The sequence below is a fragment of the Streptomyces melanosporofaciens genome, from assembly GCF_900105695.1.
Taxonomy (GTDB): domain Bacteria; phylum Actinomycetota; class Actinomycetes; order Streptomycetales; family Streptomycetaceae; genus Streptomyces; species Streptomyces antimycoticus.
In genome coordinates, this window is the sequence record NZ_FNST01000002.1 from 3,175,825 (window position 1) to 3,193,735 (window position 17,911).

The window sequence follows — 17,911 nt, forward strand, 5'->3', positions numbered from 1 at the left end:
CTACCCTCCGGGCGGGTCCTGAGAGGTCGCTTTCGGCTGCCTGTGAATTGCCTGAGAATCCTGTGGGGCCGCGGAACAACGGCGGAGACACGGAACAACGACGGGGAACGCGGACCACCTGCGGGGGCCCGGAACACCTGCGGGGGCGCGGACCACCTGCGGGGCCCGGAACAACCTGAGGGCCCGGAACAACCTGAGGCACGCGGAACAACCCGAGGGACGCGGAATAAGCGGAAGGACTCTCCGGCTTCCCCCTGTATGAGTTCTCGTCCCGCACTTGGCAAGATCGGGGTCTGGACCGCGGCCCTGAAGACGGATTCCCTACCATCAGCGCAGGTCAGCGAGGTGGCGGCCGAACTGGACGAGCTGGGGTACGGCGCCATCTGGCTCGGTGGCAGCCCCAGCCCGGATCAGGCCGGTGTCCTGCTGGAGGCCACCTCCCGGATCACCATCGCCACCGGAATCCTGAGCATCTGGGACCACGAGGCGGCCCACGTGGCCGAGCGGCACGCCGCGCTCAACGCGGCCCACGACGGCCGCTTCCTCCTCGGCCTCGGCGTGAGCCACAGCGTGCTCGCCGGTGAGCGCTATCGGCGTCCGTACACGGCGATGAAGGAGTACCTGACCGCGCTGGACTCCGCGCCGGCCCCGGTCCCCGCCTCCCAGCGGGTCCTGGCCGCTCTGGGCCCCAAGATGCTGGAGCTGTCCCGCGACCGCGCGACCGGCGCGCACCCGTACCTCGTCACTCCGGAGCACACCGCCGAGGCCCGCGACATCCTGGGGAAGGATTCCGTCCTCGCGCCGGAGCTGAAGGTCGTCCTCGACACGGATTTGGACCGCGCCCGCGCCACGGCCCGCGGCTACCTCGCCCGCTATCTGGCGCTGCCCAACTACACCAACAACTTCCTACGGCTGGGCTTCGAGGACGCGGACTTCGCGGACGGCGGCAGCGACCGTCTCATCTCCGCCATGTTCGCCCTCGGTGACGCGGAGGTGATCCGGGCGCGCGTCGACGAGTTCCTGGCCGCGGGCGCGGACCATGTCGCGATCCAGGCGGTGACCGACAGCCCGTTGGCCGACGTCCCGCGCGCGGAGTGGCGCACGCTGGCCGAGGCACTGCCGCTGGACAAGGGCTGACCTCCTGGCCCCTCAGCTCCCTCAGCCCTTCACTCCCCCCGCCCGGCGCCGAGATGACGCCGGGCGGGCCGCTTCATATCCCGAACAGGCGCGCGCGTCATATCCCGAACAGCCGCGCCGCGTTCCCGTAACACACCGCGCGCAGCCACTCCTCGTCCTGGCCGATCCGCGTCAGCGCGTCCAGCGCATGCGGGTACCCGTACGGGATGTTGGGGAAGTCGCTTCCGAACAGCACCCGGTCCCCCAGCGCGGCCAGCCTCCCCCGCTCCGCCCGCGGAAACGGCCACCGGCTCTCGGTGAAGTCGGTGAAGGCCATCGTGGTGTCCAGATGCACCCCCTCGTACCGCTCCGCCAGCGCCAGGAAGTCCGCGTACTCCGGCAGCCCCATATGCGCGATGATCAGGCGCAGCCGAGGATGACGGGCCAGCACCCGCCCCACCGGCTCCGGTCCGGTGTACTTGCCCGGATCGGGCCCCGATCCGCAGTGGATGACGATGGGCGTCCCGCTCTCGGCGAGCGTGCCCCACACCGGGTCGAGCAGGGCGTCGCCCGGGTCGTACGCCCCCACCTGCACATGGGCCTTGAACACCCGCGCCCCGCCCTCGAGCGCCGCGCCCACGTACCCCTCCACACCGGGCTCGGGGAAGAAGGTCGCGGTGTGCAGACAGTCGGGCGTACGGGCGGCGAACCCGGCCGACCAGTCGTTCAGCCACCGGGCCATGTCCGGCTTGTGGGGATAGAGCATCGAGGTGAAGGCACGCACCCCGAACGCCCGTAGCACCGCGAGGCGTTCGTCCTCCTCCTCGCGATAGGTGATGTGCCAGCGGGGCTCGACGGCGTCGAAGTAGGCCCAGACCTTGTCCAGTACGCGCTGCGGCATGAAGTGGGTGTGCACATCGATGAGGCCGGGCAGCCCGAGCTCCTGCCAGAACCGCTGCACCGACACCACGGCGGGATCGTCCATGCCGGTCACGGTAGTTGCCCCGGGCGTCTGTGCTACAGCCTCGTCTCAGGGCCGCTGCGAGTTGATCACAGCCCCAACCAGTGGTTTTGTCACGGCCATGATGATCTGCGGTGACAAGATCACCTCAAGGGGAACCGACACGGTGAACTGACGCCCCGGCACCGGCGTATCCATCTGGGACCGGCCTGAGGCCACCGCCTGGCCACCGCCTGAGGCCGCCACTTGAGGCAGCGCCTGAGGCCACCGCCTCAGGCCACCACCTAAGAGACCAGCGCCGCCCGCCCGACGTCGTCACCGACCACGACCAGCCACGGGGGACCATCCATGCCCAACCGCCCGCCTCGCACCACCCGATTCCGGGCCACTCTCGTCTGCGCCCTCGGCGTCACCCTCCTCGGCCTCGCCACCGCCGGCTGCGAGGACGACACCGCCGCGTCCGACTCCGTCCGACGACAGTCCGCGACCCGCGCCGACCTGGCGACCGACGGCGACGGCGGCAAGACGCTCCGGCTCGGCGAGCCCACGTCGATCACCTACAAGCGCGGCTCGGACCATATGCGGGGCGCCCTGCGGGTCACGGCGGTGAGCGTGCGCAAGGGCACACATGCGGAGCTGAAGAAGGCGGGCACGGAACCGTCCGACATACGGACGACCCAGCCGTACTACGTCACCATGACTTTCGAGAACGTCGGCGAGAACTCCCTCCACTACCCCTTCCTCAACACCCCCACCGGGCTCGAGGACACCAACGGCGTGGACGACCAGCCACTCATCACTGGCGACACCGAGGTGGCGGCATGCCCGGGCAAGGACCCGGACGACTTCGCGGTGGGGGCGAAGGTCTCGCTGTGCAAGGTGTTCCTGGTGCCGAACGGCTCACGGCCGTCGGTGGTGACATACAGCACAGGCGATGACACCGAGCGGCCGGTGAGCTGGAAGGTCAGGCGCTGACGGCGGCGGGCGGAGAGGCGGCGGGACGCTGCGGTTCCCGCCGCTCGAACCACAAGATGACCGAACGACCGAGGGCCCGGCACTGGAAGAGTGCCGGGCCCTCGGTACCTGAGTAGCGGGGACAGGATTTGAACCTGCGACCTCTGGGTTATGAGCCCAGCGAGCTACCGAGCTGCTCCACCCCGCGTCGGTGAACGTAACTCTACGTCGTTCTCCCCGCTAAGGGAAATCCACCCTCCCCACACCGACTCGGCGAAGCACCTCGACCACGGCCGAGACGGCACCGATGACCGCCCCGTACCCGAGGATCGTCAGCAGCGGCCAGGGCACGGGCCGGGGAACCAGCACCCGCCAGTGGAAGCCGTAGTCCCGGTACTCGGCCATGCCGCAAGGTGCAACGGAGCTTCGGGGCCCAAGCCTCAGGAGGCCAACCGCTCGCGCGCGGTGCGACCGGATCCTGCGGGTTCGGCCTCGCCGTCGGACTGGTTGATCTCGGCCCACACCTCATCGAGCGAGAGGCCGAGGACATCGGCGATCGCCGCGATGGTCGGGAAGGCGGGGGTGGCTACGCGACCGGACTCGATCTTCCGAAGGGTCTCTGGTGAGACACCTGCGTCCAGCGCGGTATCGAGCATCGAGCGCTCCCCCCTGGCCCGACGGAGGAGGGCGCCGAGGCGCTGACCGCGCTCGACCTCTGCGGGAGTGAGCGGCAACCTGACCATGGCACCGATTCTAATACCGGTATAGTAAGCCCGGTATAGTTATTGGCTTCGTGAGTACGTGAGTACGTGAGAAGGACGCCGCATGATCGAGATCCTGAGCCCCACCGAACTGACCCGCGCAAAGGACACCGGCGCTCTCGTCGCCGACATCCTGCACACGCTGAAGAGCCGTAGCGCGGTCGGCACGAACCTTCTGGACATCGATCGGTGGGCCAAGACCATGATCGTCGAGGCGGGGGCGCTGTCCTGCTACGTCGACTACGCACCGTCTTTCGGACGCGGCCCGTTCGGCCACTACATCTGCACGGCCGTCAACGACGCCGTCCTCCATGGAAGGCCGTACGACTACACCCTTGCCGACGGCGACCTGCTGACACTCGACCTCGCCGTCTCCAAAGCCGGAGTCGCCGCAGACGCCGCCATCAGCTTCATCGTGGGCGACGCGAAGCCCCCGGAGAGCGTCGCGATGATCGACGCGACCGAACGCGCACTGGCCGCGGGGATCGCCGCCGCCGGGCCGGGGGCCCGCATCGGCGACATCTCCCATGCCATCGGCACGGTCCTCAGCGAGGCGGGGTACCCGATCAACACCGAGTTCGGCGGCCACGGCATCGGATCGACGATGCACCAGGACCCGCATGTGTCGAACACCGGACGGCCCGGCCGTGGTTACAAACTGCGCCCTGGGCTGCTGCTGGCACTGGAGCCGTGGATCATGGCGGACACCGCCGAGCTCGTCACCGACGCCGACGGCTGGACCCTCCGCAGCGCGACAGGCTGCCGCACGGCGCACAGCGAGCACACGATCGCCATCACCGACGACGGAGCCGACATCCTCACCCTGCCCCAGCAGATGCGGCCATGAGTGAGGCGTTGTACGTGAGGTTTCAGGGGACCGTCCGAAGCCCGCGAGGCCACTTCCCCGGTGTCTTCGCACTGGCCAACGGCCTTGCGCGGGCGGGCCGACTGAGTGACGAGGAACATCGATTCTGGCGAGCGGGCAACGACTGGTTCAACGCCAACTTCGCCAATCCCTCCGAGGTCGATCCCTCGGTCTACGACCCCGAACTCAACCCAGGAGCCGTGGCATGGTTCAAGACCACCGCCCCGGAACTGATCGCCCGGGTGGACGGCTACCTGAAGATCCTCATGCTGCATGACGTCGCCTGCGAGCGAATCGAATCATCGAACCCAGGAAAGATCATCTACGAGGACCCCAACCAGGTAGTCGTCACTCCTTGGGCTCACGACGGCACAGGACAGCTGGAGTGACGGCGGCGAGTGGCAACGCGCACGCCCACTGCGCCGCTGCCCCACCACGGGGCCCTCGGCACAGCTACCGCTCGATCAGCCGGTCGGCGATCACATCGAGGTCCTGCCCGATGTAGTCGGGCTGCGGGCCGACGTCGAGGGGCGCGTTGCCCTCGCGGAGGATGAGCGCGGACTGCCAACCGGCCGCCGCGGCGCCGATCGTGTCCCAGACGTGGCACGCGATCATGCAGATGTCCCCAGGATCGGCCTCGAGCGCGGCGGCCACCCCCTGGTACACCTCCGGCGCCGGCTTATGGCGTCGTACGGTCTCCACGCTGAAGCGGCGCTCGAACAGATCGATCACCCCCGCCCGCTCCAACTGCCGCTCGGAGACCTCCAGCGTGTTGTTGGTGAGCGTGAACAGCCGGAAGCCGTGGTCGCGCAGCCGACGCAGGGCCGCCGGGACTTCGGGATGGGGCGGCATGGCGGCAAACCGCTCCGTGAGCTCGGCGCCGTCGGCGTCACTGATCGTGATGTCGCGTGTGGCGGCGAGCATCCGGAGCACGGCACCGCCGATGTCGGTGAACGGAACGTACGCTCCGCTGAGCGTGAGCGCCTCGGAGTAGGTGACCAGGTTGGCGAACCACAGGCGCAGGGCGCCGGGGTCGTCGAAAATCCTGTCAAAGGCGGGGCGGAGCGCATCCAGATCGAGCAGGGTTTCGTTGACGTCGAAGACCAGGATCGGACGCTCAGGCATAACGGATCCTTCGTTCACCGGCGGGACAGAAGACTCTCAGTGCGGCACACGGGTCACCAGCATGTCCCAACACAACCGTGATCGACGGCATCGACGGCATCGACCGCACGCGCTGCGAACGATGCGGCGGGGAGCCGTTTTTGCCGACGCTCGCGACCGAACCGCCGACGGCCCGCCTCGGACGTTAGCCGGGCGTTAGCCATCCGGCGATAGATCGCCAGCGGTGCCCGACAGTCTTGTTCTCACGAAGCCGAAACGCCACGCCGAGCGAACCGGGAATGAAGATGTTGCAGCGCACCACAGTCCGCCACGCCCGCAAGACCGCCGCCGCCATGCTGATCGCCATCGCCGCCTTCGGGCTCACCGCCTGCCAGGACGGCGACACCAGCTCCTCGTCCTCATCCCCCTCCGCGAGCGCCACGCAATCCCCCACCCCCGCGGCCGAGCCCAGCCAGGGCTCGGACCAGGACTCCGCCAAGGCCACCCCGTCGGGTATCCCCAGGAAGCCCGGCATGCGCTGCACCAACCAGATCGACTACGGCGACGACCCCAGGGACAACGCCACGATCAACAGCATCGGCTCGGACACCGGCTACTGCCCGGAGCCGCAAAAGGGCGGCACCCCGGCCGGCACCCCCAGGAAGCCCGGCATGCGCTGCACCAACCAGATCGACTACGGCGACGACCCCAGGGACAACGCCACGATCAACAGCATCGGCTCGGACACCGGCTACTGCCCGCCGGTCCAGCACCAGTGAGCGGAGGGACCACGAGCGCTGGGCCATCGCTGCCGAGATGGCCCAAGCCGAGGCCCCACCGGCCAACTGAAATGCTCAGTCGCAGCAACAGCCGTCCGGCTCCGACACACAAGACCTCTCGATCCGTAGGTCTTCCGATCAACATCGCTCAGGTCCGCGTCCCGACCTCATGAGCGACATCTCTTCACCATGCCCGAAAGAGCGTTCCTCAGCTCTTGAGGGCATTTCTTTTGCTCCCTCATCAGCCCCCCTCCGCATACCCGGGAGCACCCGACGGGTAAGGCCGGCAATGAATACGCGCCAGACGCCGCTCGCCCCGGCCGGATGGAAAGCACATGGGCAGCACCCCCGTCCTGAACTCCGTTTCCTCGCACCCTTTCCAGGGAATGATCCATACACGCTGTCAGAGGATTTTCAGCGAGGCGGGGGGCCGGCTCATGAGCGGTACGTCACGGTCGCATCAGAACGGCGCGGAGGCAGGGAACACCACCCCTGCGCCACAGCGCCACAGCGCCACAGCACCCAGCAGATAGCGCACACGCCGCCGTCCCCGGGGCCGCTGCCTGAGCGCAAGCATTCGGACGACGCGCGCACCGACCGCCAACTCGCCGCAATGCGGGCCAGGATCGACGCCGGAGAGAAAATCCCGACTCCTGGAAGCACCGCGGGCAACGAAGACCGCGACATCCATGAGGAGGAGTGGCGCGCACACGATCGCCACGGCCCCTATGGACAACGGCGCCGCCGCAAGAATTGACCCAACGGGTGCCGCAGGGGACGACCACCGTCATGGGGCAACGCAAGAGGCCCCATCCATTTCCGGAAGGGGCCTCTTAGCTGCTGCGCCGCAGATTGCCACATCGGGGCGGCAAGGGCGTTCACGCCCAAGGCGAGGGCTTACGGGTGGTACTTCTCCTCGACCACATCGGCACCGCCGGACTTACGGTCCATGGTGACGCGCACGGTCACGCTGTTGGTCTTCGCAGCCTTCTCCAGCTCGTCCACGGTGCACTTCGCGGTGCCGTAGCCGTCGTCGCCGATGGCCACGCCGCCGTCGGGGCCGGTGCAGATCGCGGCCGCGCCGCGGATAGTCGTGGCGTTGGCGACCAAGAACGCCTGGTCCGTGCCACCGTCCTCGGGCTTGACGATCAGCTTGCCGGGCGCGAGGTACTCCATCGTGCCGACGATCGTGAGGCTCTTACCCGCGTCGGCGGAACCGCCCCCGTCCTGTCCCTGCGAGCCGGAGTTACCCGAAGAGGAGCCGCCGGTGGGCTGGCTCGAGGCTTGCTGCGAGGGGGACGCGGTCGAAGAGGCCGAGGAGCCGCTGGAGTCCGCAGCATCGGAGTCGGGCCCACAGGCCGTGGCCCCCAGACCCAGCGCCGCGGCGGCGACGATGGTGGCGGCGAGGCGGCGGCCGGCGCGGCCGCGGAAGCGGTTGGTGGCGGTGCTCATCGTGTCTCCCATTACTGCGTTGTCTTGTCTCGCTCCCGGACGACAATCAGCTTCGAAGATCACGTTGGCGTTCGACTAACGGACGCCTAATGGAACCCAGCGACGCATAACAGCCCGCTTGCGCCGATGCGCGCCACACCCGCTGACCTGGGAAAACATCGACTTTGACCGAAGGCCCGATGTTGCCCACACAATTCTCAGCCCAAGTCCGGCTGCTCGCGCTCCTCAAGAAAGTGGTGCAGTCGGAGACGTTGTGTGTGGTGCATGGGCAACTTGTCCAACTCTCCCTCAGGCACGAACCGCAGTTCGGTGGAGTCGTCCGAGATCGCGAGTTGCCCACCAACCACCCGGCGGTAAAGCAGACGGAGGAGGATGCGGCCTTCCTCGTCGGTGACGACGGCGGAGGCGGCGACCACCAGGCTGTTCGGCTCGGGTGCGTCCCGGTCGTCGTAGTACTCGGTCCGTGCCATGGTCAGTCCTCCCCTACCGGCGTAGCGGTCCCCCACACCGCGTACGCCTAGCCCCTCAACGGCTCCGCGGGGGCGGCAGTCGTGGAGGGACACCAGCGGCCCCCGCCCTCAGCAGCTTCAAGCAGGCGGGGAGCGGTGGTCGTCAGGCCCCCTTCTCTGCACCTTCTGGCCCCCTTTGAGTATGAGTACTCAGGTGCGCGAGAACTGTGCTGTGCATGGTAAAGCCATGATGAGCAGCAGGTCATGCCGCTGGTTAAAGGGGATCGTCGTCTCGGCAGCCGCCGCCCACGGGACGTGCTGGGTGTGGGAATCCGCCGAGCGGTGGGAGTCGGAGGCGCGACATGCCAACCCGGACGGGGGCATCGGCACAGGGTTCGTCGAAGGGGCTCTGGCCACATTCGCCTGGTTGACACTGGTGCCGTTGCTGCTGTGGTCAGGGATGCGGCTGCTGCGGGAGCGCGACAATCAGCTGCTGGTGACCATGGGATCGGCGGCGTGGATCATTCTCGGGACTCAGATGACCGAGGGCGGCGTCAGCAGGGTGGAAACGGAACTGTTCCTACTCGCGTTCACTCTGCTTGGCGGCCTCCTGGCGCTGTTCCGCCCCACCGCACCAGAAGAGTGATCGCCCAGCGGCCGACTCACCGGCCCCTGCCCTGAGCGTCCCCCGGCGGTTGCTGTCACCGCATACGCAAGAGGCCCCTTCCGTGATTGGAAGGGGCCTCTGAGCTGGTGCGCGCTCGGCAGGATTCGAACCTGCAACCTCTTGATCCGTAGTCAAGTGCTCTATCCGTTAAGCTACGAGCGCTTGGCTTCCCGGCGGTTTTTCTTGCCGGTCGGCGTTGCGGGGACAACATTACATGACCTCTGCCGCCAGGCGAAATCCGTTTCCCACACCCCCGCTGACCTGCGAAAACTCCGTTTTCAGGGGCTGCCGAAGCGAGCGTCGCGAGACATCGGGGAGCGGGCCTTCGCGTCGCGGGGCGGTTGAGGCGTGGCGGCTGGCGTCACGGAAGGCTACAGAGCAGTCGCTCCGCGTCGCCTCGGTGAGAGTCCGGGGTTGCAGGACCATGGGGCCGCGGTCGCCCGGAGTCGCGGTCACCGTCGCCGTAGTAAGGGGAGCGCGGGCGGGCGCCGTCGCGCCGGGTCCGCTTCCGTGATCATTGGCGGCAGGCCGCGGAAACGACACAGGGAGCCCGCGCCATAGGCACGAACTCCCTGATCAGAGAGCGGAGGCTGAGGGATTTGAACCCTCGATGGGCTTTAGGGCCCAAACCGCATTAGCAGTGCGGCGCCATAGACCAGACTAGGCGAAGCCTCCAGCACATCGGTTTCGCTCGCGCGAGCGCGATGTGGTGTGTGCAGATGATGTCATAGCCCAGCGGGATGTCACCAATCGCGGACTACGGTACTCGGCGGGCGGGGCCCATCGCAAAGCCCTAACGCCCGGGAGCAGCCCCAATGCCGGAGTGCAGCCCTTACGGCGGAGCGGCAGTCCCCCTTCGGCGGAGCACAGCCCTTACCGGCGGAGCACAGCCCCGACGGCCGAGCGCAGCCCTTATGGCGGCGCAACGCGCGCGGCGGCGGCGCGTTAGACGGGGCAGGGGCAGCGCGCCCCGTCTGATCACTCCAGGAGTGTCCCGATGCCCCTGCTGCACCGCCTCGTCGTCACCGCCGCTCTGACGACCGCCGCCACGGCGGGCACGCTGGCCCCCGCCGGGGCCACGCCGCTGCCGCTGCCCCTGCCGTTCGACGGGGAGAGCGCCGACCGGCTCGTGATCACCGTCAGCCAGAACGGTGAGCCCGACGACGCCTCGACCTTTGTGCTGAGCTGCCATCCGACCGGGGGTACGCACCCCCGGGCCCGGGCCGCGTGTGCGCAGCTGGACTCGCAGACCGTATGGGGCCGGGATCCGTTCGCACCGGTGTCGCCCGATGCGATGTGCACCGGGCAGTACGGGGGGCCGGCCACGGCTCGGGTGACGGGTCAGTGGGCGGGGCGTCCCGTCAACGCCTGGTTCAACCGCACCAACGGGTGTGAAATCGCCCGATGGAATCGGTTCTCCGTCGTTTTGCGCACGCCTGGGAGCTGACCTGCGGATTGGGGCGGGAGTGAGAAGAGGAGAGCACGGAGAAGTTTGTCCGGGCGTGCGTCGAGACGCGTACGTCGTGCTGCGACCTCCCTCTCATCCGCCGTCACGTCCGGCTTCGGTGGCCGTAGACTCCCCTAGAGACACTCCGCAGACGGGACGGCAGAATGACCGCGAGTGTCAGCAAGATGCAGTAGTCAGGGAGGAAGCGTCGTCGTGAGCAGCAGGCCATCCCGAGGCGCTGCTCGCCTCGCAGCGATACTCGACGCCCTCCCGGACGCGCTGTTGCTCGTCAACTGCAACGGCACGATCGTCAACGCCAACCACATCGCGCTGGAGGCCTTCGAGGCTCCGGGCACCGCCCTGGTCGGCCGTGGTCTGCTCGATCTGCTCCCCTCCTTCGATCCCAATCGCATTCCCGGGTCGATGCGGCGCCCCGAGTCGGCACAGCGGGACGGCATCAAGCCGACCCGGATGATGGCCCGGCGCACCGACGGGGCGCAGATTCCCGTCGAGGTGACCAGCGCGAATCTGGAGGACGGGCGGACTCCTTACGCCGATCAGTACAGCTACACCGGCGATGAGCTGCTGATGCTCATCGTGCGCGACCTGACCGGGACGCTCGACACCGAGGCCGAACTCGCCCGTCAGCAGCGCCAGACCGAGATGATCCTGCGCGCGGCGGCGGAGGGCGTGGTCGGCGTGGACACCGAGGGCAAGGTGGTCCTCGTCAACCCGTCCGCCGCGCAGATCCTCGGCTACCGGGCCAGCGACATGGGCGGTCAGGAGCTTCACTCTCTTGTACACCACTCGCACCCGGACGGTTCCCCGTTCCCGTATGAGGAATCACCCCTCGCCGACTCCCTGCGCTCCGGCCGCAAGCACCGGGTGCGCGGCCAGGTGCTGTGGGCGAAGGACGGCAGCGAGGTGCCGGTCGATCTGACCACCGCGCCCGTCCGCGACGGCGAGCAACTCGTGGGCGCGGTGATGACCTTCACCGACCGGCGTGCCGAGAAGGCCATGGCGGCCCAGCACGCCGAGGAGGTGGAGAGCCTCACGACCCGGCACACGGAGGAGGTCGAGAGCCTCACCACCGAGCACACGGAGAAGGTGGAGAGCCTCACCGCCCAGCACGCCGAGGAGCTGGAGAACCTCACCGCCCAGCACACGAAGACCGTGGAGGAGCTGCGGACGCAGCTCGCGGAGGAGCGCGCGCGGTACACGGCACAGCTGGAGTCCGTGACCGCCCGGAACAGCCAGCTGCTCGCCGTGCTGGACCAGTCGCTGCGCGGACCGCTGCTGCAACTGCGCGGCGAACTCGGTGTGCTCGCCGACGACCCGGCCGGGCAGCTGTGGCCCGAGGCCAACCAGATCCTGCACCACCTCGCCGCCGGCTACACCCGGATGACCACGCTCGTCGACAACGTCCTGAGCTATCAGCGGCTCGACGCGCACAGCGAGGAGCTGGCCCGCCGTACGGTCTCGATGGACGAGGTCGTATCGGCCAGTGTGGAGGGCGCGGTCGAGCTGATCGGCCCGGGGCGCGCGCAGTTCGCCGTGCACGCGCCGCCGATCGACGCCGAGGTGGACCCGGAGCGGCTCGCCCAGGCGCTCGCCCATCTGATCGCGGACGTGGCCGGGGTCGACTCCACCGGCAACACCGCGGCGGGCAGCGCGGCGAGCGACTCGACGATCGTGGTCGCGGCGGCGCAGCGCGGCGATGTCGTACGGATCGAGGTCCGCGGACCGTACGCGGGCGGCGACCCGGTGCACGAGCCGATCGTGCGCGGGATCGTGCGCCGGCACGGGGGCGTGCTCCAGACCCATGAGATGCCGGGCATGGGCGGGCACGCCTATGTCCTGGAGGTGCCGATCTCGGCGGCGGCCGCGGCCGAGCAGGAGCGCGCGAACGGCGACGCCGCCGGGCACGGCGACGGTACGCAGGGACAGGGCACCTCCGGCGCGGGTACGGGCGCCGGGGCGGGGACGGGTGCGGGTACGGGCACCGCGGGCGGCAACGCCACCGGCCAGACCCCGACCGGACGCCGCGCCCGCCACGGCGCGGCCCCCAGCGGCACGCCGGGCGACACCAGCGGCGGCGGTACGCAGGGCAACGGCACACAGGGCGGTACGCCGCCGCCCAACCTCCGTAAGGCCGACCCGCATACGGCCGATCCCCGTACGGCCGACCCGCGCACCCCCGCTCAGCAGGGCGCCCCGGGCGCGCCCACCGCACTACCCGCGGTCGTCGGCGAGGACAGCGCGGCCCAGCAGCAGGCCGCCGCCCAGACCGCGGACACCCCACGGCCCACCGGGCGGCGCAGGGCGCGCCCCCACCCCGACGAGGCGGCGGCCGCGGCCACCGGTCCGCAGCCGACGGGCGCGGCCGCCATGGGCGTTGTGCCGCCTCAGGGCATTCCGGCCCAGCAGCAGCCCCAGGGCCGCCGCGCCCGGCGCGGCGCCCCGGCGCAGGAACAGGGTGGCCCTCAGGCCGCCGGTGCCCCGGCCCAGGGCGCGAACGGCAGGCCCGCCCTCGCCCTGCCCGCGGCCGCCTCCGACACGCCCCAACAGCCCGCCCAGCCGGTCGCATCGGGCATGCCCGCGCTGCCCGCCGCCCGTACGCCCGAGGAACAGCAGCCCAACTGGGGCCAGGACACCGGCGCAGGCCGGCCAGAGGAAGTCCCGCCCACCGGACGTCGCCGCGCCCGCCGCACGCTGGCCGAGGCGCCGGAGCTGCCGGCGCCCGACCAGGCGCAGCCCCAGGCCCAGGGCCAGGCGCAGCCCCAACCTCAGCCGCAGCAGGCCCAGCCGCAGCCCGCGGGGGAGTCCGGTCTCGTCCGCTCTCCCTTCGCGCTGCCCCCGGCCGCCGCCGACCGGGCGCAGCCCGGCGCGCTGCCGCCGGAGCTCGGCCCGGCCGGGCTCGTCCCCGCGCAGCACGGCGCCCGTGAGGCGCGGGGCGGCGCACCTCAGCCGCAGCAGGGCGGGGGTCTGGCCGTACGAGGCGAGCCCGTACCCCCCAACGGCGCCGCACGGCCCGGGGGCTGGCCGTCCGGCCCCGGTCAGGCCCAGGGCCAGGACCCGCGTCGGCCCCGGCCGCAGGCCCAGGGCTCCGGCGCGGCTCAGCCCGCCGGATCGGGCGTGCCCGCGCTGCCCGCCGCCCGTACGCCCGAGGAACAGCAGCCCAACTGGGGTCAGGACACCGGCGGCGGCCAGCCGCAGGAGGTCCCGCCCACCGGACGTCGCCGCGCCCGGCGGCCGCTGGCCGAGGAGCAGCCGGAGGCGACGCAGGGTGGCCCGGGCGGTCCGGGTAATCCGGTTGGTCCGCCCCTAGATGGCCCTGGTGGCCCGCATCCCACGGAGGCGAGCGGGCACCCACCGGGCCAGCAGCCGCCGGCCCAGCAGCCGACGCAGTGGCCGGACGCGCCCACGCAGCCCCGTCCGCAGCCGCTGCCCGCCGAGGCTCCGCCGAACGCCGACGCCGCCCAAGGGCGCGCGATCAGCGTGCGCACCTTGGGTCAAGGGGTGCCGTTCGCCCAGCAGGTGGGGGAGCACCCCCAGGGCCAGGCGCCGCAAGGCCAGCCGCAGGGACGCCCGCAGCAGGGCCAGCCCCAGACGCCCTCGGGAGGCACCAGCTTGGGCTCCGGGAGGCGGCGCAAGCTGGCCGCCCGGCCCGAGATGGCGGACCAGGGCACCTCGGCCGAACTGCAGCCGGCCGGCAGCCGTTCGCAACCGCACCCCGGGGCACCGACCGGCGCGCAGCCCCGCCCCCAGCCCGGGCCGGGGGCGCCGCAGCAGCGTGCGGCGAGTGCGTCGCAGAGTTCGGGCCGGGCGTTCGCCATCGGCGCGCCGGACGAGGGCGCCGAGGGGCCGGAGCCCCTGGACGGGCCCAACGGCGCCGTCGAGATCGTCGACGACCGCACCCCGCCGCCCGACGACGAACTGCCCCCCGAGCCGCTGGACAACCCGCGCCGCCTCCTCGTGTGGCCCGCGCCGGACATGTCCACCCAGCAGGCGCTGAGCGACCGCGGCTACCGTCCGGTGATCGTGAACTCCCGTGAGGAGGTCGACGCGCAGATCGCCGCGTACCCGGCGGCGCTCTTCGTCGATCCGCTGACCGGGCCGATCACCCGGACCGCGCTGCAGTCGCTGCGTACGGCCGCGGTCGCCGCCGAGGTGCCGGTGCTGGTGACCGCGGGGCTCGGCCAGGCGACACGGGAGGCGGCGTACGGCGCCGACCCGGCCGTCCTGTTCAAGGCGCTCGCCCCGCGCGACAGCGAGCAGCATCCGTCGCGCGTTCTGCTGATCGAGGAGCACGAGCCGATCGCGGCGGCCCTTACGGCGACGCTCGAGCGTCGCGGGATGCAGGTCGCCCGCGCGGCGACGGACGCGGACGCGGTCTCGCTCGCGGGGCAGATGCGGCCGAATCTGGTGGTGATGGACCTGATGCAGGTACGCCGCCGCCGGGCCGGGATCGTCGACTGGCTGCGCGGCAACGGACTGCTCAACCGCACCCCGCTGGTCGTCTACACCTCCGCGGACATCGATCCGGCGCATCTGTCGCGGCTGGCCTCGGGCGAAACGGTGCTGTTCCTCGCGGAGCGCTCGACGAGCGCGGAGGTGCAGTCGCGGATCGTGGACCTGCTGGCGAAGATCGGCACCAACTGACGCGCGCGGCCCTTACGGTGGCGTGCCGCCCGTAAGGGCACGCCTGCTGTCCTTACGGTGACGCGCGCCCCATCAGCGGACGCCCGCCGACCCTTACGGTGGCGTGCCGCCCGTAAGGAGACACTCGCCTCCTTACGGTGACCGGGTGACCACTTCACCGACCGACGGGGGCGCGGGCCCGCTCGGCCCGCGCCCCCGCTCCGGGCGTTCCTCAGCCCAGTCCCCGCGTGATCACAAGCCCAACGTGGTCACATCCAGTTCCCCGTCCGCGTACTGCTTGCGGATCACCTTCTTGTTGAACTTCCCCACGCTCGTCTTCGGCACCGCCGGGATCAGCGCCCAGCGCTCCGGCAGCTGCCAGCGCGCCACCCGTTCGGCGAGGAAGGCCCGCAGCCCCTCGTAGTCGACCGTGGCGCCCTCCGTCAGCACCACCGTGGCCAGCGGCCGCTCTCCCCACTTCTCGTCCGGCACGGCCACCACCGCCGCCTCCGCGACCTCCGGATGGCCCATCAGCTGGTTCTCCAGCTCGACCGAGGAGATCCACTCGCCGCCCGACTTGATGACGTCCTTGGCCCGGTCGGTCAGCGTCAGATAGCAGTCGGGGCTGATGGTGCCGACGTCGCCGGTCTTCAGCCAGCCGTCCTCGGTGAACTTGTCCTCGGGGCGGAACGGCTCGCCGTCCGCCCCTCCGTAGTACGCGCCCGCGATCCACGGCCCGCGTACCTCCAGCTCACCCGGCGTCTTCCCGTCCCACGGCACGACTTCGCCGTCCGCCGAGATCAACCGGCACTCGACGGACGTCGGGAAGCGGCCCTGCGACAGCCGGTACGGCCAGGCGTCCTCCACCGAGAGCCCGCCCGGCGGATGGGCCACGGAGCCGAGCGGAGAGGTCTCCGTCATGCCCCATGCATGGACGACGTGGATGCCGTGGCGCTCCTCGTACGCCTTCATCAGGGAGGGCGGGCAGGCCGAGCCGCCGATGAAGACGTCCCGCAGACAGCTCACCTCCCGCGGCCTGGCGTCGAGTTCGGCGAGCAGCCCCTGCCAGACGGTGGGGACGGCGGCCGCGACGGTGGGACGTTCGCGCTCGATCATCTCGGCGAGCGGCTCGGGCTGGAGGAAGCGGTCGGGCATGAGTATCGAGGCGCCCGCCATGAAGGCGGCATGCGCGGTGCCCCATGCGTTGGCGTGGAACATGGGCACCACCGGCAGCAGGGTGTCGGCACCGGACATCCCGAACGATTCGGCTGTGTTGACCTGCATCGAGTGCAGATAGATGGAGCGGTGGCTGTAGGCCACGCCCTTGGGGTCGCCGGTCGTCCCCGAGGTGTAGCAGAGCGCGGCGGCCTGCCGCTCGTCGATCTCCGGCCAGGCGTAGTGCCGCGGCCGCCCCTCGATCAGCTCCTCGTAGTCATGGACCCGGGCGGTGCAGCCGTCCAGGACGGAACTGTCGCCGGGCCCCGCGACCACGATGTGCTTCACGGTGGTGAGGCCGGGGAGGAGCGGGGCGAGCAGCGGGAGCACCGAGCCGTTGACGATGATCACGCGATCGGCTGCGTGGTTCACGATCCAGCCGAGCTGCTCGGTGGGCAGCCGGAGGTTGAGGGTGTGCAGCACGGCGCCCATGGAGGGGACCGCGAGATACGCCTCCAGATGCTCACCGTTGTTCCACATCAAAGTGGCCACGGCCTGCCCCGGCTCCACCCCGAGCTCATCGCGCAACGCGTTCGCCAACTGGATCGACCGCTTGCCCACCTCGTGGAAGCTGCGGCGCCGGGGCTCGTCCTCACCGGTCCAGGTGGTCACATGGGCCGTACGGCCATGCACGAATGCCCCGTGCACGAGGATGCGGGTCACGGTCAGCGGTACGTCCTGCATCGTGCTGAGCACCGGGGCCTCCAGGGTTCCGGTTACGCGCGGGCTGAGGTTCCGCCGATTCTGCAGCCGACCGCTCGGTATGTCACTACCCCCGGACCCCGTCGATCACCCCCTCGATCACCCGTCGGTCCCCCTGCCGGCCCCAGGGGCGGTCCCCCCGGTCAGCCCCCGTCGAGCGGCGCGCGGCCGATCACGCCGCGTAGCCGAGTTCCGGGTCCTCGCGGAGCTTGCCGAGGGCGCGCGAGACCGCGCTCTTGACGGTGCCGACGGACACCCCGAGTACCTCCGCCGTCTGCGCCTCGCTCAGGTCCTCGTAGTACCTGAGGACGACCATCGCCCGCTGGCGGTCCGGCAGCCGCAGTACGGCCCGCCACAGCGCGTCGCGGACGACCTGCCGTTCGGCGGGGTCCGGGGCGGGCACCGTCTCGGGCTCGGGCAGCTCCTCGCAGGCGAATTCGTCGATCTTGCGCTTGCGCCACTGCGAGGTCCGGGTGTTGACCAGGGCACGCCGCACATAGCCGTCCAGCGCGTTGTGGTCCTCGATACGCTCCCACGCCAGGTACGTCTTGGTCAGCGCGGTTTGCAGCAGATCCTCGGCGTCGCACACGTTGGAGGTCAGCGAGCGGGCGGTGCGCAACAGCACCGGCCCCCGCGCCCGTACATACGAAGTGAACGACGGGAACGCGGCGGCGGATACGCCTGTGCACACGGTCGTGGTCATGGCTCAACGCTAGGAGCCGGGCAGGTCGGAGCGGATCGGCCATAAGTGCCGAAGAGGGATCAGCCTCAGGTTGTACGGGTGGGGCTGGCACCACC

General features: G+C 70.4%; 16 protein-coding genes and 3 tRNA genes. 8 read left to right on the forward strand and 11 right to left on the reverse strand.

The window, feature by feature from the left end; translation table 11 throughout:
* Nucleotides 1-258: 258 nt before the first annotated feature.
* Nucleotides 259-1,137, forward strand: coding sequence for an LLM class F420-dependent oxidoreductase (locus BLV72_RS16070; RefSeq protein WP_093463029.1), 879 nt, complete (start codon nucleotides 259-261; stop codon nucleotides 1,135-1,137).
* 97 nt (nucleotides 1,138-1,234) lie between these two features.
* On the opposite strand, the gene BLV72_RS16075 is transcribed toward BLV72_RS16070, so the two are convergent.
* Nucleotides 1,235-2,101, reverse strand: a complete 867-nt coding sequence (locus BLV72_RS16075) for an amidohydrolase family protein (RefSeq protein ID WP_093470376.1) — start codon at nucleotides 2,099-2,101, stop codon at nucleotides 1,235-1,237.
* A gap of 324 nt (nucleotides 2,102-2,425) precedes the next feature.
* Between BLV72_RS16075 and BLV72_RS16080 the strand changes: the two genes are divergently transcribed.
* Nucleotides 2,426-3,052: a hypothetical protein gene (locus tag BLV72_RS16080; protein WP_093463030.1), complete on the forward strand. Its 627-nt coding sequence runs from the start codon at nucleotides 2,426-2,428 to the stop codon at nucleotides 3,050-3,052.
* A gap of 113 nt (nucleotides 3,053-3,165) precedes the next feature.
* Here BLV72_RS16080 and BLV72_RS16085 read toward each other — a convergent pair.
* From BLV72_RS16085 to BLV72_RS16095, 3 genes are all read right to left on the reverse strand, one after another.
* Nucleotides 3,166-3,239, reverse strand: a tRNA-Met gene (locus BLV72_RS16085).
* Between the two features lie 32 nt (nucleotides 3,240-3,271).
* Nucleotides 3,272-3,436, reverse strand: coding sequence for a hypothetical protein (locus BLV72_RS47940; protein ID WP_167746265.1), 165 nt, complete (start codon nucleotides 3,434-3,436; stop codon nucleotides 3,272-3,274).
* 35 nt (nucleotides 3,437-3,471) lie between these two features.
* Nucleotides 3,472-3,774, reverse strand: a complete 303-nt coding sequence (locus BLV72_RS16095) for a helix-turn-helix transcriptional regulator (protein WP_079059673.1) — start codon at nucleotides 3,772-3,774, stop codon at nucleotides 3,472-3,474.
* Nucleotides 3,775-3,856: 82 nt separating this feature from the next.
* Between BLV72_RS16095 and map the strand changes: the two genes are divergently transcribed.
* Both map and BLV72_RS16105 read left to right on the forward strand, forming a co-directional pair.
* On the forward strand, nucleotides 3,857-4,639 hold the full coding sequence (gene map / locus BLV72_RS16100; protein ID WP_093463033.1) for a type I methionyl aminopeptidase: 783 nt from the start codon (nucleotides 3,857-3,859) through the stop codon (nucleotides 4,637-4,639).
* On the forward strand, nucleotides 4,636-5,046 hold the full coding sequence (locus BLV72_RS16105; RefSeq protein ID WP_093463034.1) for a hypothetical protein: 411 nt from the start codon (nucleotides 4,636-4,638) through the stop codon (nucleotides 5,044-5,046). The genes map and BLV72_RS16105 overlap by 4 nt, the downstream gene beginning before the upstream one ends.
* Before the next feature lie 64 nt (nucleotides 5,047-5,110).
* Here the strand turns inward: BLV72_RS16105 and BLV72_RS16110 are convergent, their stop codons facing one another.
* Nucleotides 5,111-5,782 carry a haloacid dehalogenase type II gene (locus tag BLV72_RS16110; RefSeq protein ID WP_093463036.1) on the reverse strand — a complete coding sequence of 224 codons (672 nt, stop codon included), beginning with the start codon at nucleotides 5,780-5,782 and terminating at the stop codon, nucleotides 5,111-5,113.
* A 284-nt stretch (nucleotides 5,783-6,066) separates the two neighbouring features.
* Between BLV72_RS16110 and BLV72_RS16115 the strand changes: the two genes are divergently transcribed.
* Entirely contained in the window at nucleotides 6,067-6,540 is a 474-nt protein-coding gene (locus tag BLV72_RS16115; protein WP_093470377.1) for a hypothetical protein, read from the forward strand.
* An 897-nt stretch (nucleotides 6,541-7,437) separates the two neighbouring features.
* On the opposite strand, the gene BLV72_RS16120 is transcribed toward BLV72_RS16115, so the two are convergent.
* Nucleotides 7,438-7,992 carry a hypothetical protein gene (locus BLV72_RS16120; protein ID WP_093463037.1) on the reverse strand — a complete coding sequence of 185 codons (555 nt, stop codon included), beginning with the start codon at nucleotides 7,990-7,992 and terminating at the stop codon, nucleotides 7,438-7,440.
* Between the two features lie 197 nt (nucleotides 7,993-8,189).
* Nucleotides 8,190-8,462: a hypothetical protein gene (locus tag BLV72_RS16125; RefSeq protein ID WP_093463039.1), complete on the reverse strand. Its 273-nt coding sequence runs from the start codon at nucleotides 8,460-8,462 to the stop codon at nucleotides 8,190-8,192.
* Between the two features lie 181 nt (nucleotides 8,463-8,643).
* On the opposite strand from BLV72_RS16125, the gene BLV72_RS16130 reads away from it, so the two are divergent.
* Nucleotides 8,644-9,087, forward strand: coding sequence for a hypothetical protein (locus BLV72_RS16130; RefSeq protein ID WP_244320784.1), 444 nt, complete (start codon nucleotides 8,644-8,646; stop codon nucleotides 9,085-9,087).
* A 110-nt stretch (nucleotides 9,088-9,197) separates the two neighbouring features.
* Here the strand turns inward: BLV72_RS16130 and BLV72_RS16135 are convergent.
* A tRNA-Arg gene (locus tag BLV72_RS16135) sits at nucleotides 9,198-9,270 on the reverse strand.
* A gap of 422 nt (nucleotides 9,271-9,692) precedes the next feature.
* A tRNA-Ser gene (locus BLV72_RS16140) sits at nucleotides 9,693-9,783 on the reverse strand.
* 322 nt (nucleotides 9,784-10,105) lie between these two features.
* On the opposite strand from BLV72_RS16140, the gene BLV72_RS16145 reads away from it, so the two are divergent.
* Both BLV72_RS16145 and BLV72_RS16150 read left to right on the forward strand, forming a co-directional pair.
* Nucleotides 10,106-10,555: an SSI family serine proteinase inhibitor gene (locus BLV72_RS16145; protein ID WP_093463042.1), complete on the forward strand. Its 450-nt coding sequence runs from the start codon at nucleotides 10,106-10,108 to the stop codon at nucleotides 10,553-10,555.
* A gap of 213 nt (nucleotides 10,556-10,768) precedes the next feature.
* A complete protein-coding gene (locus tag BLV72_RS16150; RefSeq protein ID WP_107417418.1) occupies nucleotides 10,769-15,217 on the forward strand; it encodes a hybrid sensor histidine kinase/response regulator in 4,449 nt (1,482 codons plus the stop codon).
* A gap of 231 nt (nucleotides 15,218-15,448) precedes the next feature.
* Here BLV72_RS16150 and BLV72_RS16155 read toward each other — a convergent pair whose 3' ends face one another.
* Together BLV72_RS16155 and BLV72_RS16160 are read right to left on the reverse strand one after the other, a co-directional pair.
* Nucleotides 15,449-17,107 (reverse strand): long-chain fatty acid--CoA ligase, encoded by a 1,659-nt coding sequence (locus BLV72_RS16155; RefSeq protein ID WP_093463044.1) that lies wholly within the window; start codon nucleotides 17,105-17,107, stop codon nucleotides 15,449-15,451.
* A 178-nt stretch (nucleotides 17,108-17,285) separates the two neighbouring features.
* Entirely contained in the window at nucleotides 17,286-17,816 is a 531-nt protein-coding gene (locus BLV72_RS16160) for a SigE family RNA polymerase sigma factor (protein ID WP_078642344.1), read from the reverse strand.
* Between the last annotated feature and the right edge of the window lie 95 nt (nucleotides 17,817-17,911).

What these genes read in the sequence shown, in the direction of transcription:
- BLV72_RS16125 (WP_093463039.1), bottom strand. Translation starts at nt 8,462, where the DNA reads ATGGCACGGACCGAGTACTACGACGACCGGGACGCACCCGAGCCGAAC.
- BLV72_RS16110 (WP_093463036.1), bottom strand. Translation starts at nt 5,782, where the DNA reads ATGCCTGAGCGTCCGATCCTGGTCTTCGACGTCAACGAAACCCTGCTC.
- BLV72_RS16120 (WP_093463037.1), bottom strand. Translation starts at nt 7,992, where the DNA reads ATGAGCACCGCCACCAACCGCTTCCGCGGCCGCGCCGGCCGCCGCCTC.
- map (WP_093463033.1), top strand. Translation starts at nt 3,857, where the DNA reads ATGATCGAGATCCTGAGCCCCACCGAACTGACCCGCGCAAAGGACACC.
- BLV72_RS16105 (WP_093463034.1), top strand. Translation starts at nt 4,636, where the DNA reads ATGAGTGAGGCGTTGTACGTGAGGTTTCAGGGGACCGTCCGAAGCCCG.
- BLV72_RS16115 (WP_093470377.1), top strand. Translation starts at nt 6,067, where the DNA reads ATGTTGCAGCGCACCACAGTCCGCCACGCCCGCAAGACCGCCGCCGCC.
- BLV72_RS16160 (WP_078642344.1), bottom strand. Translation starts at nt 17,816, where the DNA reads ATGACCACGACCGTGTGCACAGGCGTATCCGCCGCCGCGTTCCCGTCG.
- BLV72_RS16130 (WP_244320784.1), top strand. Translation starts at nt 8,644, where the DNA reads ATGAGTACTCAGGTGCGCGAGAACTGTGCTGTGCATGGTAAAGCCATG.
- BLV72_RS16080 (WP_093463030.1), top strand. Translation starts at nt 2,426, where the DNA reads ATGCCCAACCGCCCGCCTCGCACCACCCGATTCCGGGCCACTCTCGTC.
- BLV72_RS16095 (WP_079059673.1), bottom strand. Translation starts at nt 3,774, where the DNA reads ATGGTCAGGTTGCCGCTCACTCCCGCAGAGGTCGAGCGCGGTCAGCGC.
- BLV72_RS16075 (WP_093470376.1), bottom strand. Translation starts at nt 2,101, where the DNA reads ATGGACGATCCCGCCGTGGTGTCGGTGCAGCGGTTCTGGCAGGAGCTC.
- BLV72_RS16145 (WP_093463042.1), top strand. Translation starts at nt 10,106, where the DNA reads ATGCCCCTGCTGCACCGCCTCGTCGTCACCGCCGCTCTGACGACCGCC.
- BLV72_RS16070 (WP_093463029.1), top strand. Translation starts at nt 259, where the DNA reads ATGAGTTCTCGTCCCGCACTTGGCAAGATCGGGGTCTGGACCGCGGCC.
- BLV72_RS47940 (WP_167746265.1), bottom strand. Translation starts at nt 3,436, where the DNA reads ATGGCCGAGTACCGGGACTACGGCTTCCACTGGCGGGTGCTGGTTCCC.